The following is a 14,010-nucleotide window of genomic DNA, read 5'->3' on the forward strand; positions in this document are numbered from 1 at the left end:
ATCCCGTGCGATTACTGCAAATGACGCACGGCGTCGAGCATCGCGTCGGTCAGCTCGACCGTCAGCGTCAGGTTCTCGTCGGTATCGGGCAACTGTTCCAGCGTCTGCTGCACGGCGTCGTGCAGCATCGCGTGGACGCGCATTCGCGCGCCTTCGTCCAGATCCGCGTAGCGCTCCATCGTCGAGCATTCGAGCGCGAGCACGACCGAATGGCGGGCCGCCTCGGGCGGCGCCTCGACGGGGTTCGCCCACGCCGCATGGAACATGACCCTGCCCGTTTCGACGTCCACATGGACCGTCGTGTCGAGATCGTCCGTGTCGCTTGCGTCGCCGTCGATCTCGTCGTTGTCCACCAAAATCCGGGAATTCGATTGCATGATGTCCTCCTGCGTGGCGGCGGCGCGCCCGTCCCGGGAAACCGCGCCGCCATCGCGCCATGCCGGCCGCGCCGGCACGACACCGTCAATAACCGCTGGAACCGCCGCCCGTCCCGCCGGCCCCGCCACCGCCCGTGCCCGTCGAGCCGGCCGAACCGCCGTTGCCGGCGCCGGTGCCGCCCGAGCCGCCGGCCCCGCCCGACCCGCCGCCGACACCGCCACCCGTGGCGCCGCTACCGCCCTGACCCGCGCCGTTCGGGCCGCCGCCCGGCTTCACGTGGCCGGCCGACCCGCTATGCGAACGCATCCCGTGCTTCGCGCCATGCCGCTGCGTGCCGGCCGGTGGCGGCGGCGCGGTCGTATTGCCGTTGGTGCCCGGCGTCGACATGTCCATCGACGGATTCGGCGCGCCGGTGCCCTCGTCCGAGCGCTGCGAATTCTGCGCCCACGCGGGCGGCGCGGCCGCGACGATCGCGACAGTCGCGCACGCCAGCACGTGGCGCGCGACACACTTCGATTCGAATGCTGACTTCATGGCGTTTTCTCCCTGTGGATGATCGCTCGATGGAAATTCCTGCTTCGGTCCTTCAGCAAGGCCCATGCCGCCGTCGGCGGGTTCGCGACCCGGCACGCGGTTTGCGTCCGGCGTCTTCGCACGACCTTCCTGTGATTCCCTACGGAGCCCCCGCCTCATGCCTTCCGCTTCTGCTTCCCACGCGCACGACAAGTCGCACGGCAAACGCCACACGCGCCGCCCCGGCCGCGCGCGCAGCGCCGACCCGGCCCACCGCCAGCGCTGGTCCGGCAACGTCACGCAAAAAAGCGATGCGCTCGACATCGAGCCCGACATCTTCAAATCCGACGATCCGGCCGCGATCGCCGCGTCGCTGAAGCGCTCGGCCGAACACAGCCGCCGCCGCAAGGCGTCGCCGTTCCAGTCGGCGATGTCGATGCTGAACTTTTACGTGAACCGCGCCGGCCGCAACCTGCCGAAAACGCGCCGCACCACGCTCGAACGCGCGAAGCGGAAACTGCGCGAAGCCTTCGGCCGCAAGCCCTGACGGCTGGCGCGCGGCTCGTATGCCCATGTCCACCCCTCCGCTGCGATCACACGCATGCACGAAACCCTCTGGTATCTGATCATCGGCGCCGTGCTGCTGGGCATGGGCGTCGTCACGTCCGCACTGCGCCACCTGCCCTGCAGCTCGGCGATGATTTACCTGGTGCTCGGCATCGCGCTCGGCCCGGCCGGCGCCGGCCTGCTGCATCTCGACCTCGAACGCGACGGGCAACTGCTGCGCGAGATCGTCGAGGTCGCGCTGCTCGTGTCACTGTTCGCGATCGGGCTGCGGCTGCGCGTGCCGCTGTCCGACACGCTGTGGCTCGTGCCGTGCCGCCTCGGGCTGCTCGCGATGGTCGTCACCGTGCCGCTGCTCGCCGCGTGCGCGGTACTCGCGCTCGGTCTCGGCTGGGGCCCCGCGCTGCTGCTCGCGGCGATCCTCGCGCCGACCGACCCGGTGCTCGCGCACGACGTCCAGGTACACGATCCGGGCGATCGCGATCTGGTGCGCTTCGCGTTGTCCGGCGAAGGCGGGATGAACGACGGCATCGCGCTGCCGTTCGCGCTCGCGGGGCTCGCGCTGTGCGGCGCTCCGGATGCGACGTATGGCATCCCGCCGCTGTCCGGCACGTTCGCCCTCGTCGCGCTGTGGGGCATCGCGGGCGCGGCCGCGATCGGCGGCGGGCTCGGCTGGGCCACGACGAAGACGATCGGCTGGCTGCGCACGCGGCACGCGCAGGCGCTCGGCCTGGAAGGCTTCTTCGCGCTCGCGCTGATCGTGCTGTCGTTCGGCGCCGCGCAGCTCGCGCACACGTTCGGCTTCATCGCGACGTTCGCGGCCGGCGTCGCGATGCGGCGCGTCGAGCATCGCGCGAGCGGCGACCGCCCGCCGCGCGAAGTGATCGGCCAGATCGATTCGGAAGACGTGGTCGCCACCGAGAAGCATCCGGAGAAAGCGCATGCGTTCATGGCCGAATCGGTGCTCGGCTTCACGATCGAGCTCGAACGGATCGCCGAAGCGATCGTGATGACGATGATCGGCAGCGTGCTCTCGACGCTGCCCGGCCCGCTGCTCACGTGGGGCGCCGTCGCGCTGGCCGCCGTGCTGTTCGTCGCCGTGCGCCCGCTCGCGGTGCTGGTCACGCTCGCCGGCTCGCGCGCGACGCATGCGCAGCGGCGGCTGATGGCGTGGTTCGGCATCCGCGGGATCGGCTCGTTCTACTACCTGCTGTTCGCGCTCGAGCACGGGCCGTCCCAGGCCGTGCGCCCGCTCGCGGCGCCGGTGCTGGCCGTGGTGTCCGCATCGGTGGTCGCGCACGGGATTTCCGCGACGCCGCTGATGAACTGGTACTACCGGTTGCAGCAGCATCGGCGCTGACGGTTCACGTGTCGGCGCCGAGCCGCGCGCGCATCGCCGCGGTGATGCGCTGGCGCGCCTTCGCGTAGCCTTCCCACGGGTCGCGCTTCAGCGTGTCCAGCCGTTCGTGCAGCGTGTCGATCGTCCATTGCGCGCCGCCCGTCGTGTCGGGCACCTCGTCCCAGTCGAGCGGCACCGACACGCCCATGCCGGGCCGCGCGCGCACCGAATACGCGGCGATCGTGCTCGCGCCGCGCCCGTTGCGCAGGTAGTCGACGAAGATCTTGCCGCGCCGGTGGCGCGGCCCCATCGTCGCGGTGAAGCGGTCGGGCAGCGTGCCGGCGACGTGCTGCGCGACCGCGCGCGAAAAGTCCTTCACGTCGTCCCAGCCCGCATGCCGCGTGAGCGGCACCACGACGTGCAGCCCCTTGCCGCCGCTCGTCTTGCAGAACGACACGAGCCCGAGCTCGTCGAGCAGCCCGCGCACGAGCTGCGCGGCGTCGATCATCGTGCGCCACGGCAGCGCCGGGTCGGGATCGAGGTCGAACACGATGCGGTCGGGCCGCTCGATGTTCGACGCATGCGCGTTCCACGTATGCAGTTCGACCGTGCCCATTTGCGCGGCGCCGAGCAGCGCGTCGACGCTGTCGATCGACAGCAGCGGCCCGTGGCCCGGGTCGAGCCCTTCGTGCTGCGTGACGAACGGGATCTCGCGGCGCTCCGCGTGCTTCTGGAAGAACAGCTCGCCGGCGATGTCGCCCGGGGCGCGCACGAGCGACACCGGTCGGCCCTTGAGGTCGGGCAACAGCCACGGCGCGACCCATTGCCAGTACCGTGCGAGGTCGATCTTGCGCGTGCCGCTTTGCGGGTCGAGCACGCGCTCGGGATGCGTGATGCGCACGCGGCCGAGCTGGTCGGGGCCGGACGCGTCGCCTTCTCCTCGGGCGGCTGCGCGAGACCGTGCGGACTGCTTGCGCTCGCCGGTGTCACGAGCGGCATGCGATGCGCGCTTGCGTGTGTCGTCGTGCGGGGTCGGGCGTTGGTCCATCGTCACCTCCGTTTCCGTGTGTTTGGGCATCTCGCGGACGATCTGCGCCGCCGGCTTGTCCTCGCGCAGCGCGATGAACGCGGCCTGCCGCACGATCCCGTCGCCGGTCCATTCCGCGAATTCGCATTCGGCGACGAGCGTCGGCTCGACCCAGTGCACGCGGGTGCGCGTGCGTTCGCGCGGCGGGGCGTCGAACGGCATCGTGTCGCGCTCGTGTTTGCGCAGGATCGCGGCGAGACGGTCGAGCATCCGCGCGTCGAAGCCGGTGCCGACGCGGCCGACGTAGCGCAGCGGGCCGGGCCCGCGCCGCCGTTTGCCGGTCGGCGCCGGTTCGTGCACGCCGAGCAGCAGCGCGCCGAAGCCGTGCCGGCTGCCCGACGGCTCGGTAAAGCCGCCGATCACGAATTCCTGCCGGCGCCGGCATTTGAGCTTGATCCACGCGGGCGACCGGCCGGCGCGATAGCGCGAGTCCGCGCGCTTGCCGATCAGCCCTTCGAGGCCGGTGTCGCAGGCGCTCGCGATCAGCGACGCGACGTCCTCGCCGAGATCGGGCGAAAAGCGCACGCGCGCCGGATCGCTGTTCGCGAGCAGCGGTTCGAGCAGCGCGCGACGCTCGGTGAGCGGCGCGTCGCGCAGGTCGTAGCCGTCGAGATAAGGCAGGTCGAACACGAAGAAGGTGATCGCGTCCGAGCGGTCCGTGCCGAACGCGTTCTGCAGCGCCTGGAAATCGGGCAGGCCGTGTTCGCCGAGCACAACGGCCTCGCCGTCGAGCCATGCGTCGTCGAGGTCGAGCGCCGCGAGCGCGTCGCGCTGCGCGCGCAGCTTCGCGGTCCAGTCCCGGCCTTCGCGCGTCATCAGCGTGACCCGCCGACGCGCGCCCTTGCCTGCGATGCGCGCCAGGATGCGGTAACCGTCGAACTTCAGTTCGTAGCACCAGCCGCCCTGGGCCGGCGGTGCATCGACCAGCGTCGCGAGTTGCGGCGCGACGCGCTCGGGCAGCGGCGCGCGCACCGCGCCTTCGACCTGCGACGGGTCGTTGGGGCGCTGGCTTGCGTGGCTTTCGTGGCTTTCGTGGCTTGCGTGCCGCGCGTCATGTGCATCGCCGTCCGCGTCGGTCGACCGGCCGCGCCGCGCCGCGCGCTTGCGTGCCGCGCCGTGGGTCGCGCCGTCGTGCACGCTCCCCGGCCGCTCGCCGACGACGTCGAATTCATCGGCGCTGCGCGCGTCGTCGTCGCGCTCCTTGATCAGCAGCCACTGCTCCTGACGCCCTTCCTGCCGCCCGCTGCGCACCAGCGCCCAGCCGCCGTGCAGCTTCTCGCCGTCGAGCCGGAACGTCAGCTTGCCGGCCCGGTAGCCTTCGCGCGCCTGCGCGACGCCGCCATCGGGCGTCCACGTGCCTTCGTCCCAGACGACGACCGAGCCCGCACCATAATGCCCGGCCGGAATCTCGCCTTCGAACGCTGCGTATTCCAGCGGATGGTCCTCGACGTGCACCGCGAGCCGCTTCACCTGCGGATCGAAGCTCGGCCCCTTCGGTACGGCCCACGATTTCAGCGTGCCGTCGAGTTCGAGCCGGAAGTCGTAGTGCAGCCGGCGTGCGTGGTGCTCCTGGATCACGAAGCGCAGCGGATGACTTGCGCGCGCGGCGGGCTGCTTCGCCTTCGCCTTCGGCTTCGAGGCCGCTTGCGTATCCGTCTTCGCGCGACGCTTGCCGTGCGCCCCTTCGGGCTCGGGCGTCGCGCCGAAATGGCGTTTGCGGCGATACGGATCGAGCTTGCCGGCCATCGCGTCACCTCGTCGGAACCGGAATCGAAATCGGAGTCGGCGTCATCGGCATCACGCCGCGTGCTTGCGGCGCGCGGCCGTCTTCTTCGCCGCGGGGGCATTCGCCGCGCCGCGTTTCGCGGCGGTCTTCTTTGCCGCGGTTTTCGTCGCCGCGCCCTTCGATGCGGATTTCGCCGCCGGCTTGCGACGCGCGCCACCGCGCGACGACGACGATGACGACGCCTCGTCCTCCCCTTCGCCACGCTCTGCACGCAGATCCGCCGCGCGCGCCCCCGCGCCGCCCTTCAAGCTGCGCTTCAGCAGCTCGGTGAGATCGACCACGTTGCTCGCCGCGCGGCCGGTCTGCGCGGGCCGGTCCTCGATCTCCTCGATCTTGCCCGCGCGCACCTTGCGCTCGACCAGTTCGAGGATGTCGTCGCGGAACGTGTCGTGATATTCGTCGGGCGTCCATTTGCCGGACATGTCGTCGATCAGCTTCTTCGCCATCCCGAGCTCGCGCGCGCTGACGCCCGCGCCCTTCGCGTCGTCGGCCGGCACCGACAGCTCGTCGAGCGGCCGCAATTCCTCCTGCCAGCGCAGCGTATCGAGCGCGAGTATCGGCCCGACCGGGATCAGCGCGCCCAGGTGCTGGCGGTCACGCATCACCACCAGCGCGATGCCGATCTTGCCGCTGTCCTTCAGCGCGTCGCGCAGCAGCGCGTAGACCTTCTCGCCCTTGCGGTCCGGCACCAGGTAGTACGGGGTGTCGAGATAGAGGAACGACACGGCGTCCTCGTCGACGAAGGTCAGGATGTCGACGGTCTGCGTCGATTCCGGGTTCGCCGCGCGGATCTCGTCGTCGGTGAGCACGACGTAGCGCTCCTTCTCGTATTCGTAGCCGCGCACGATGTCCTCGCGCGTGACTTCCTTGCCGGTGCGCTTGTTGATCTGCCGGTAGCCGATCGGGTCCATCGAGCGCTTGTCCAGCATCCGGAACGACGGTTTCACGGTGCGCGTCGCCGGAAACAACTGCACGGGCACGTGCACGAGCCCGAAGCTGATCGCGCCTTTCCAAATCATCCGCGGTGCCATGCGTGTTCCTCCTTGCCGAATGCGCGCCCGCCCGAGGGCGGGCGCACCGTACGGCGCAAGCCGCTGCCGGCCACTTTTGGCCGCTTGCGGCCCTAGCCGGCCCTATGCCGGCAGCTCCGCCGCCTGCTGTTCGCGCGCCCACACGCGATGCTGGCCGAGGTGATCCGACAGCGTGTTCAGCACCGCGTCGAGATCGACGGCCTGGCCGACGCACACGCCTTCGGCCGGGTCGGGCAGGTGCGCGGCGCTGAGCAGTTGCCGCCCCGAGCCGACGGCCGCGATCGGCTTCAGGTGCTTGAACGCCTCCCGCACGAAATGGCGGGCGTCGGCGCTGTGCGCGAGATCGCGGCCATCGCCGTCGCCGCCGCACACGAACACCGCGTCGAACATCACCGACGGCATGCCGACCAGCGTCGCCTCCGGCACGATGCCCCCGATCGGCGCGAGCGTCGGCGCGACGATCGTCGGCACCGCGTGCGCGGCCTGCAACGCGTCGCGCACCTGCTCGACCAGCACCGGATTCACGCCGGGCGTCGCGATCAGCGCGATCTTGCGCGAGCGGATGCCGGGCTTCGCGCGGCCGATCAGGCTCAGCGCCGGCGAGCGCTGCGCGACGGCCGGCGTCGCGGCCGCCTGCGGCGCGGGCAGCCCGAGCCGTTCGGCGACCTGCGCGGCGAGCCCCGCGTCGAAGCGCGCGATGATCTCGTTGACCACCCGCTCGCGAATGTGCGGCTGCGTCACCTTGCCGAGCTCGAAGCAATACGCGTCGCGAATATGCCGCTGCTCGATCTCGGTCATGCTCTGGTAGAACAGCGCGGCCTGCGAGAAATGGTCGGCGAACGATTCGCTGCGCACGCGCACCTTGTGGCCTTCGAGCGGCTCGGGCACGGTCTCGAACCCGCCGCCGGCCGGCGCGGGCGGCGTCTCGCGCGGCCAGCCGCCGCTCGTGGAGTTCGGCTCGTACGACGCCTGGCCGACGTTGATCGTCTGCCGGTGCAGCGCGTCGCGCTGGTTGTTCGCGAACGGGCACACCGGCCGGTTGATCGGGATCTCGTGGAAATTCGGGCCGCCGAGCCGGCTCAGCTGCGTATCGGTGTACGAGAACAAGCGCCCCTGCAGCAGCGGGTCGTTCGTGAAATCGATGCCCGGCACCACGTGGCCCGGGTGAAACGCGACCTGCTCGGTTTCCGCGAAGAAGTTGTCGGGGTTGCGGTTCAGCGTCATCCGGCCGATCGGCCGCACCGGCACGAGTTCTTCCGGCACGAGCTTGGTCGGGTCCAGCAGGTCGAAATCGAATTTGTCCGCATCGGCCGGATCGATCATCTGCACACCGAGTTCGAACTCCGGATAGTCGCCGCGCTCGATCGCCGTCCACAGGTCGCGGCGGTTGAAATCCGGATCGTGGCCGGCGATCCGCTGCGCCTCGTCCCACAGCAGCGAATACGCGCCGCTCACGGGCCGCCAGTGGAATTTCACGAAACGCTCGACGCCGGCCGCGTTCACGAAGCGGAACGTATGCACGCCGAAGCCGTCCATCGCGCGATAACTCGCGGGCAGCGCGCGGTCCGACATCAGCCACAGCACCATGTGCGCGGTTTCGGGCACCAGCGACACGAAATCCCAGAACGTGTCGTGCGCGGACGCGCCGGTCGGCATCTCGTTCGGCGCCTCGGGCTTCACCGCGTGCACGAAGTCGGGAAACTTGATCGCGTCCTGGATGAAGAACACCGGCATGTTGTTGCCGACGAGGTCGTAGTTGCCTTCCTGGGTATAGAACTTCACCGCGAAGCCGCGCACGTCGCGCACGGTGTCGGCCGACCCGCGCGGCCCCTGCACGGTCGAGAAGCGCACGTACACCGGCGTTTCGGCGGCCGGGTCCTGCAGGAACGCGGCCTTCGTGTAGTCGGCCATCGGCTCGTATACGCGAAACACGCCGTGCGCGGCCGAACCGCGCGCATGCACCACCCGCTCCGGAATGCGCTCGTGATCGAAATGCGTGATCTTCTCGCGCATGATGAAGTCTTCGAGCAGCGACGGGCCGCGCGCGCCGCCTCGCAGCGTGTTCTGGTTGTCGGCGATCCGCACGCCCTGGTTGGTGCGCAGCGCCTCGCCGTCGGGCCGCGCACGGTTCGCCTCGAGCTGACGCGATTTCGCGCTGTCAGCTGGTTGCGTCGGTTGCGTCGGGGGCGTCTTGCCGGCGGATGGGGGAGTCGTCATCGTCAGGTGTCCTCGTGGCATTCGGTAGGGAGCCGCTGCCGCACGGCGACGCGCCGCGGCGCGGCGCACGCGTGCGGACGGCAGGGAAAGCCGGCCCGGCGCGCCGCGAACGGCCGCGGGCCGGCTGTGATGTCAGGGCGCGCGCAGTGCCGCGTCGAACACGACGGCCGTCACGTCGAGCGCCACGTTGCACTCGATCGCGGCATCCTCGACGCGCGGCTTGTGCTCGTCCACCGCGCGCCGGGCGCGGTCGCACAGCTGGGTGCGTACGCGCAGCCGGTCGGCCGTGTCGAGCGTCGCGTAGCGTTCGATCACGTCCGCATCGAAGCGCATGTCGACCGAGCAGCGCCATTGGCGCGCGTCCTCGTCGGACGGCACGCGCACCCACGACACGTTGATCGTCAGCCGGCCGGACGCGTCGTCCGCATGCACGACCAGGGTCGACTGCGACGGAAAACTGATCGCGAGCGCGTGCTCGAGTTCCGCGACGCGCTGCGACCGGTCGGGCATCACCGTCATCGGCGCACGACGCCCAGCAACAACGTGACCAGGAAGATCACGACGAAGATGTAGAACAGGATCTTCGCGATTTCGGCCGCACCGGCCGCGATGCCGCCGAAGCCGAACACGGCGGCAATGATCGCGATGATGAAGAAAATGATGGCGTATCGAAGCATGGAACCCTCCTGGATGACAGCAGTCGTCACTAAACGTCGGCGCCGTTCACGCATCGTGCTTGTGTTTCGGTTTGCCGCGCGTGGGCGTGGAAGCCATTTTCTCGAGCTCTTTCTCGCTCATCGACTTGGCCATCGATTTCGACGGCGGCTTGAGGTCCTTCATTTTGGTGTCACCGCGCTTGGCCGACAGCGCGGCCCCTGCGGCGCGCTGCTGGGCCTGGGATTTGGCTGGCATGATTGCGCTCCTCTCGTTGGCGCGCGAGCCGACGCGGGAGACGGCACGCGCGGGGTTGGAACAGTGAGGCCGTCACGCGGCGTCGCGGCGCCGCAGGTCGGCCGGCGGAATCTTCATCGCCTGGCGATACTTGGTCACCGTGCGGCGCGCAAGAAGGATGCCGCGGCCCGCGAGGTTTTCCGCGAGCGCGACGTCGGACAGCGGATCGGTCTGCCGCTCGGCCGCGATCATGTCGCGAATCAGCACCTTCGCGGCCGACGCCGAACACACGCCCTTGCCGGCCGCCTCGAGCTTGCGCGGGAAGAAATGCTTGAACTCGAACGTGCCGTGCGGCGTGGCCATGTACTTGTTGCCGGTCGCGCGCGAGACGGTCGATTCGTGCAGGTCGAGCTCTTCCGCGATGTCGCGCAGCACCAGCGGCTTCATCGCGATCTCGCCGTAGCGGAAGAAATCGCGCTGCCGCGCGACGATGCATTCGCCCACGCGCTGGATCGTGTCGAAGCGCTTCTGCACGTTGCGGATCAGCCAGCGCGCTTCCTGCAGCTGCTGGCCGAGCGGGGAATCGCGCTCGCCGCTCGACTGCGCGAACAGCGTCGCATAGCGCTCGTGCAGGCGGGCGCGCGGCAGCACGGCCGGGTTGATCGTGACGATCCATTCGTCGCGCACCTGGCGCACGATCACGTCGGGCACCACGTAGTCGCCGCGCGTGCTGCCGTAGTGATTGCCGGGGCGCGGGTCGAGCCCGCGCACCAGCGCGCAGGCCGCCTGCAGCGTCTGCTGGTTGCAGCCCAGGCGCCGCTGAATCTCGGCCGTCTCGCGGCGCGCGAGCCGCTCCAGATGCTCGCGCGCGATCGCCTTCGCTTCGGCGAGCGCCGGCGTGCCGGCCGGAATCGCGTCGAGCTGCAAGACCAGGCATTCGGACAACGAACGGGCCGCGATACCCGGCCGGTCGAGCATCTGCACGAGCCGCAGCGCGACCGAGAGATCCTGCTCCGACAGCAGCCACGCGGGATCGGCCGCGACCAGCAGTTCAGGCAACTCCTGACGGAGGTAGCCGTCGTCGTCCAGCGCATCGATCACGAGGCGCGCGGCCTCGCGGTCGCGCTTGTTGAGCGGATAGAGCCGCAGCGCATCGTGCAGTTGCTGATGCAGCGACGGTTCGGCGGCGATCCATTCGCCGGGCGACAGGCCGTCGGTGTCGTCGCCCTGACGGCTCGTGCCGCGCGGCGCGGGCGCCGCGGTAAACGGCACCTCGCCGTCGGGCGGACGAATGTCGTCGTGCTCGGGCGCCGCTTCGGGCGCGGCCGCTTCGGTCGGCTGCTCGGGCGTGCCGGCAGCGGTGTCCTCGTCGCCCTGGCCGTCTTCGAGAAACGGGTTCATGTCGAGCGCCTGACGCAATTCCTGTTGAAACTCCAGCGAGGACAACTGCAGCAGCCGCAGCGACTGCTGAAGCCTCGGCGTAAGTGCGAGATGCTGTCGCATCTGCAGCGCAAGCGAGACGGGCATCGAAAGCCTCCTGACGGTTCGGTTCGCGGGTTCGCGGGTATGTCTTCTACCGGATGTCATGCAGCTTCCGTGCCAGTCGCGCGAAGCGCGCCATGACGCGGCTCTCGGGGGTTCGTACCCCGTCTCGCCGTGTGCGAGAGCCGCTTTTTTACAAGCTGGAGGCAAGTTAGGGGGCACGTATTTCGCTCACGGAAAACGGCCCCGTCCCGGAAGCCGCTCGAGGGCCGCGCCGTCACCGCTTCGCGTCGATGCGGTCCACCGCCGAACGATCGAGAAACGCTGTCGTCAGCTCGGGCAGATGGCGCAGCAGCCACGCGGCCATGCCGCGCTCCTGCTGGAGAATCCGCTCGCAACACGCGCGGATCTCTTCTTCGCCGGCCGCCTGCGCCGCCGCGACAAGCGCGGTGTACGCGGCGATCTCCAGCTGCTCGAATGCATAGGCGGCGAGCGCCGTCTTCACCACTTCGTCGTCCGCCAGCATGCCGCTCGCGATCTGCCCGTATGCGGCGATGCGCGCGGCGAGATCCCTGGTCGCCGACGGCGACGTGCCGAGCCGCATCAGGCACGCCTCGACGAGCGCCTGCTGGCCGAGCGTGTCGTCGAGATGCAGCCGCAGTCGGTCCTGCAACTGCGGGTAGTGGCCAACCCGTTTCATCTGCGCGTCGATCATCGTCTCGGCCTGGCGCTCCATCGCGTAGGCATCGCGCAGCCAGTCCTCCAGGTGCTCGTGCTGATTCGCCATCGGGTTCCTCCAGCCGCATCGCGGGGCGGCATGCGGCATGCGGTGACGCGGCGCGACGATACGTCCCCGCAACGCGTCCTGTCAGTACTGCATCGGCGGCGGCGTGCCCGGCAGCGGCTGGTCGCCCTGCGCGCCGTTGGGGCCCGGCGGCGGCACGTCCACCGGTACGTCGACCCGCGTACCGGGCGGCATCGTGTTGCCCGGCGACGGACGCGGGTCGTAGCGCGTATTCGCGTCCGGCATCGTCGTGGTCGACTGCGCGCCGCGGCCGTCAGGCGGCGCGGGCGGCGCCCCGCGCGTGCCGTATGGCCCGTTGGTCGGTTGCGTGCATGCGCCCAGCGCGCACGCGGCGGCGAACGCACAGGCGCCCACGCGTATCGTCTGGATCGTGTTCATCGAGTCCTCCCTGGATCGGCGGCTGCGGCCGGCCAGTACGGCGCGGCTCAGAGCCGGTTGAAGTGGAAATCGCCCGCGTACGCGGTCGGTGCGCGGCGCGCCATCATCGTGTCGAATTCGGCCGCGACGCGCGTGAGCGTGCCGCGTTGCCGGTCGACGTCGGCCCGTTCGAGCGCGGCGAACGCGTCGGCGTCGAACGTCACGGTCAGCGACGCCGGATGGCCGTCGACGCGAAAACCGATATGCAATGCGCCGGCCGGCTGCTCCTCGACGTGGAACGGCATCGCGCGCGCCTCGAAATGACGGCCGAGCGTCTCGGCGATGTCGCGCAGCATGCCGGGCTTCACGCGGATACTCATCGCACATCCTCCATTCGCATGAGCGGCGTCGCGCCCACCCGCCACGCCCGCACGGGCGGCTCGCGCGACGGTGGGTCGCGTTCGGGCGGCGCATGCCCGGGCGGGTCGCCCTCCGGTTCCCGGTACGGTTCGGGCAGGTCCGGCGGCAGGTCGTCGGGATCGGGCGGCTCGGGGTCCGGCTCGATGTCGGGGAGCGGCGGTTCAGGCCTTTGCAGCCACTCGGCGGGGTCGTGTTTCATCGGCATTCCATCGTTGCGGGGTTCGGGTCGGGATCGGCTCGGCGGCCGTAGTGAGGATTCGCAAGCCGCGTGCCGTCCGTTCATGTCGCCGCAGGCGGGGGTCACGCGCGGGTCCCCCGGGAATCGATCCGCAAGCGCGCAGTGCAGCGCCAGCCGCCATGCCTTCGCTACACCGTTCGCTGCAAATCTTGCAACCGCGGCTACGCGTCGTAGGCGGCCATCACGAGCCACAGCTCGCGGCCGTCGTCCCGCACGCGCGCGGCCAGCGCATACGGGTCCGACGGCTCGCACGCCCGCTGCAGCGCGAAGCGCGCGGGCTCGGTTGCGCCGAACGTCTCGTCGCCGAGCGGCCGCACGTCGGCCTTGCCTTCGAACATCCGGCGCTCGGGCCGGTAGATCAGCGGCTCATGCTTCCACGTATCGAAATGGCTCTTCACCGAATCGAATCCGCCGCCACATACGTTGATCTCGTAGCGCACCCCTGGTCGTCGTTTCGGAATCATCGTCGTGCCTCCCGCTCGGTGTGCGCGCAGCAGGCACCCTGTTGCGCTGTGTCGTCATGGTCGTCGTGGTCATCGCCGTAGCAGCGGCAAGTCGCGTGCCATGCGCGCGGGCCGGGAACGCAGGTTGCGGCACAGGCGGCTCCTCGTCACCGATACGGAGTACCGCCATGAAGGATTCGACCCGGCACGGCCACGACGCACCGGCGCACGAGCGGCAGCCCGACCCGCAGCCGCCGCTGAAGGACCAGGACCGCACCCATACGCGCCATTCGGAACGTCATATCGACAAGCAGCTCGAGGACACGTTTCCGGCCAGCGACCCGCCCGCGACCGGCGGCGTCACGCGCATCGAGCCCGACACGCCGCCCGGCACGCACGACGACGGGCCGTGGGAGGACAAGCGCAAACGCGACGAGCAGTGACGAGACGAGCCGCGCC

At 70.0% G+C, this 14,010-nt stretch carries 17 protein-coding genes; 3 read left to right on the forward strand and 14 right to left on the reverse strand.

What is annotated here, in order from left to right:
• Positions 1-11 precede the first annotated feature (11 nt).
• Positions 12-377 (reverse strand): DUF3022 domain-containing protein, encoded by a 366-nt coding sequence (locus tag HWX07_RS08800; RefSeq protein ID WP_012336625.1) that lies wholly within the window; start codon positions 375-377, stop codon positions 12-14.
• 85 nt (positions 378-462) lie between these two features.
• The gene (locus tag HWX07_RS08805) at positions 463-912 is read right to left on the reverse strand and encodes a hypothetical protein (protein ID WP_175876013.1); all 450 of its coding nucleotides are present in this window, start codon (positions 910-912) and stop codon (positions 463-465) included.
• A 157-nt stretch (positions 913-1,069) separates the two neighbouring features.
• Between HWX07_RS08805 and HWX07_RS08810 the strand changes: the two genes are divergently transcribed.
• Positions 1,070-1,438, forward strand: a complete 369-nt coding sequence (locus HWX07_RS08810) for a DUF3175 domain-containing protein (RefSeq protein ID WP_175876014.1) — start codon at positions 1,070-1,072, stop codon at positions 1,436-1,438.
• A gap of 54 nt (positions 1,439-1,492) precedes the next feature.
• Entirely contained in the window at positions 1,493-2,815 is a 1,323-nt protein-coding gene (locus HWX07_RS08815) for a cation:proton antiporter (RefSeq protein WP_175876015.1), read from the forward strand.
• Between the two features lie 4 nt (positions 2,816-2,819).
• On the opposite strand, the gene ligD is transcribed toward HWX07_RS08815, so the two are convergent.
• From ligD to HWX07_RS08875, 12 genes are all read right to left on the reverse strand, one after another.
• Positions 2,820-5,627, reverse strand: coding sequence for a DNA ligase D (ligD, locus tag HWX07_RS08820; RefSeq protein WP_175876016.1), 2,808 nt, complete (start codon positions 5,625-5,627; stop codon positions 2,820-2,822).
• Between the two features lie 51 nt (positions 5,628-5,678).
• Positions 5,679-6,698 (reverse strand): Ku protein, encoded by a 1,020-nt coding sequence (locus HWX07_RS08825; protein WP_175876017.1) that lies wholly within the window; start codon positions 6,696-6,698, stop codon positions 5,679-5,681.
• A gap of 102 nt (positions 6,699-6,800) precedes the next feature.
• A complete protein-coding gene (gene katE / locus HWX07_RS08830) occupies positions 6,801-8,915 on the reverse strand; it encodes a catalase HPII (RefSeq protein WP_175876018.1) in 2,115 nt (704 codons plus the stop codon).
• A gap of 132 nt (positions 8,916-9,047) precedes the next feature.
• The gene (locus tag HWX07_RS08835; protein WP_175876019.1) at positions 9,048-9,434 is read right to left on the reverse strand and encodes a DUF3022 domain-containing protein; all 387 of its coding nucleotides are present in this window, start codon (positions 9,432-9,434) and stop codon (positions 9,048-9,050) included.
• Positions 9,431-9,592 (reverse strand): DUF1328 family protein, encoded by a 162-nt coding sequence (locus HWX07_RS08840; RefSeq protein ID WP_006767422.1) that lies wholly within the window; start codon positions 9,590-9,592, stop codon positions 9,431-9,433. The genes HWX07_RS08835 and HWX07_RS08840 overlap by 4 nt, the downstream gene beginning before the upstream one ends.
• A 46-nt stretch (positions 9,593-9,638) precedes the next feature.
• Positions 9,639-9,827, reverse strand: a complete 189-nt coding sequence (locus tag HWX07_RS08845) for a DUF3008 family protein (protein WP_011545556.1) — start codon at positions 9,825-9,827, stop codon at positions 9,639-9,641.
• Between the two features lie 72 nt (positions 9,828-9,899).
• The gene (locus HWX07_RS08850; RefSeq protein WP_175876020.1) at positions 9,900-11,333 is read right to left on the reverse strand and encodes an RNA polymerase factor sigma-54; all 1,434 of its coding nucleotides are present in this window, start codon (positions 11,331-11,333) and stop codon (positions 9,900-9,902) included.
• Positions 11,334-11,565: 232 nt separating this feature from the next.
• Positions 11,566-12,075: a DUF892 family protein gene (locus HWX07_RS08855; RefSeq protein WP_175876021.1), complete on the reverse strand. Its 510-nt coding sequence runs from the start codon at positions 12,073-12,075 to the stop codon at positions 11,566-11,568.
• An 81-nt stretch (positions 12,076-12,156) separates the two neighbouring features.
• Positions 12,157-12,471, reverse strand: coding sequence for a hypothetical protein (locus tag HWX07_RS08860; RefSeq protein WP_175682208.1), 315 nt, complete (start codon positions 12,469-12,471; stop codon positions 12,157-12,159).
• 47 nt (positions 12,472-12,518) lie between these two features.
• Positions 12,519-12,830, reverse strand: coding sequence for a hypothetical protein (locus tag HWX07_RS08865; protein ID WP_012336614.1), 312 nt, complete (start codon positions 12,828-12,830; stop codon positions 12,519-12,521).
• The gene (locus tag HWX07_RS08870) at positions 12,827-13,075 is read right to left on the reverse strand and encodes a hypothetical protein (protein ID WP_175876022.1); all 249 of its coding nucleotides are present in this window, start codon (positions 13,073-13,075) and stop codon (positions 12,827-12,829) included. Before HWX07_RS08870 ends, HWX07_RS08865 begins: the two co-directional genes overlap by 4 nt.
• A 194-nt stretch (positions 13,076-13,269) precedes the next feature.
• Complete coding sequence (locus HWX07_RS08875) at positions 13,270-13,572, reverse strand: hypothetical protein (protein WP_012336612.1); 303 nt, start codon at positions 13,570-13,572, stop codon at positions 13,270-13,272.
• A gap of 167 nt (positions 13,573-13,739) precedes the next feature.
• Between HWX07_RS08875 and HWX07_RS08880 the strand changes: the two genes are divergently transcribed.
• Complete coding sequence (locus tag HWX07_RS08880) at positions 13,740-13,994, forward strand: hypothetical protein (RefSeq protein ID WP_175876023.1); 255 nt, start codon at positions 13,740-13,742, stop codon at positions 13,992-13,994.
• The last annotated feature ends 16 nt before the right edge of the window (positions 13,995-14,010 follow it).

The organism is Burkholderia sp. BCC0097 (assembly GCF_902832985.1).
In the GTDB taxonomy this organism is placed as follows: domain Bacteria; phylum Pseudomonadota; class Gammaproteobacteria; order Burkholderiales; family Burkholderiaceae; genus Burkholderia; species Burkholderia orbicola.

Coding starts and splice junctions, on each gene's coding strand:
- HWX07_RS08800 (WP_012336625.1), bottom strand. CDS start 377: ATGCAATCGAATTCCCGGATTTTGGTGGACAACGACGAGATCGACGGC.
- HWX07_RS08805 (WP_175876013.1), bottom strand. CDS start 912: ATGAAGTCAGCATTCGAATCGAAGTGTGTCGCGCGCCACGTGCTGGCG.
- HWX07_RS08810 (WP_175876014.1), top strand. CDS start 1,070: ATGCCTTCCGCTTCTGCTTCCCACGCGCACGACAAGTCGCACGGCAAA.
- HWX07_RS08815 (WP_175876015.1), top strand. CDS start 1,493: ATGCACGAAACCCTCTGGTATCTGATCATCGGCGCCGTGCTGCTGGGC.
- ligD (WP_175876016.1), bottom strand. CDS start 5,627: ATGGCCGGCAAGCTCGATCCGTATCGCCGCAAACGCCATTTCGGCGCG.
- HWX07_RS08825 (WP_175876017.1), bottom strand. CDS start 6,698: ATGGCACCGCGGATGATTTGGAAAGGCGCGATCAGCTTCGGGCTCGTG.
- katE (WP_175876018.1), bottom strand. CDS start 8,915: ATGACGACTCCCCCATCCGCCGGCAAGACGCCCCCGACGCAACCGACG.
- HWX07_RS08835 (WP_175876019.1), bottom strand. CDS start 9,434: ATGACGGTGATGCCCGACCGGTCGCAGCGCGTCGCGGAACTCGAGCAC.
- HWX07_RS08840 (WP_006767422.1), bottom strand. CDS start 9,592: ATGCTTCGATACGCCATCATTTTCTTCATCATCGCGATCATTGCCGCC.
- HWX07_RS08845 (WP_011545556.1), bottom strand. CDS start 9,827: ATGCCAGCCAAATCCCAGGCCCAGCAGCGCGCCGCAGGGGCCGCGCTG.
- HWX07_RS08850 (WP_175876020.1), bottom strand. CDS start 11,333: ATGCCCGTCTCGCTTGCGCTGCAGATGCGACAGCATCTCGCACTTACG.
- HWX07_RS08855 (WP_175876021.1), bottom strand. CDS start 12,075: ATGGCGAATCAGCACGAGCACCTGGAGGACTGGCTGCGCGATGCCTAC.
- HWX07_RS08860 (WP_175682208.1), bottom strand. CDS start 12,471: ATGAACACGATCCAGACGATACGCGTGGGCGCCTGTGCGTTCGCCGCC.
- HWX07_RS08865 (WP_012336614.1), bottom strand. CDS start 12,830: ATGAGTATCCGCGTGAAGCCCGGCATGCTGCGCGACATCGCCGAGACG.
- HWX07_RS08870 (WP_175876022.1), bottom strand. CDS start 13,075: ATGCCGATGAAACACGACCCCGCCGAGTGGCTGCAAAGGCCTGAACCG.
- HWX07_RS08875 (WP_012336612.1), bottom strand. CDS start 13,572: ATGATTCCGAAACGACGACCAGGGGTGCGCTACGAGATCAACGTATGT.
- HWX07_RS08880 (WP_175876023.1), top strand. CDS start 13,740: ATGAAGGATTCGACCCGGCACGGCCACGACGCACCGGCGCACGAGCGG.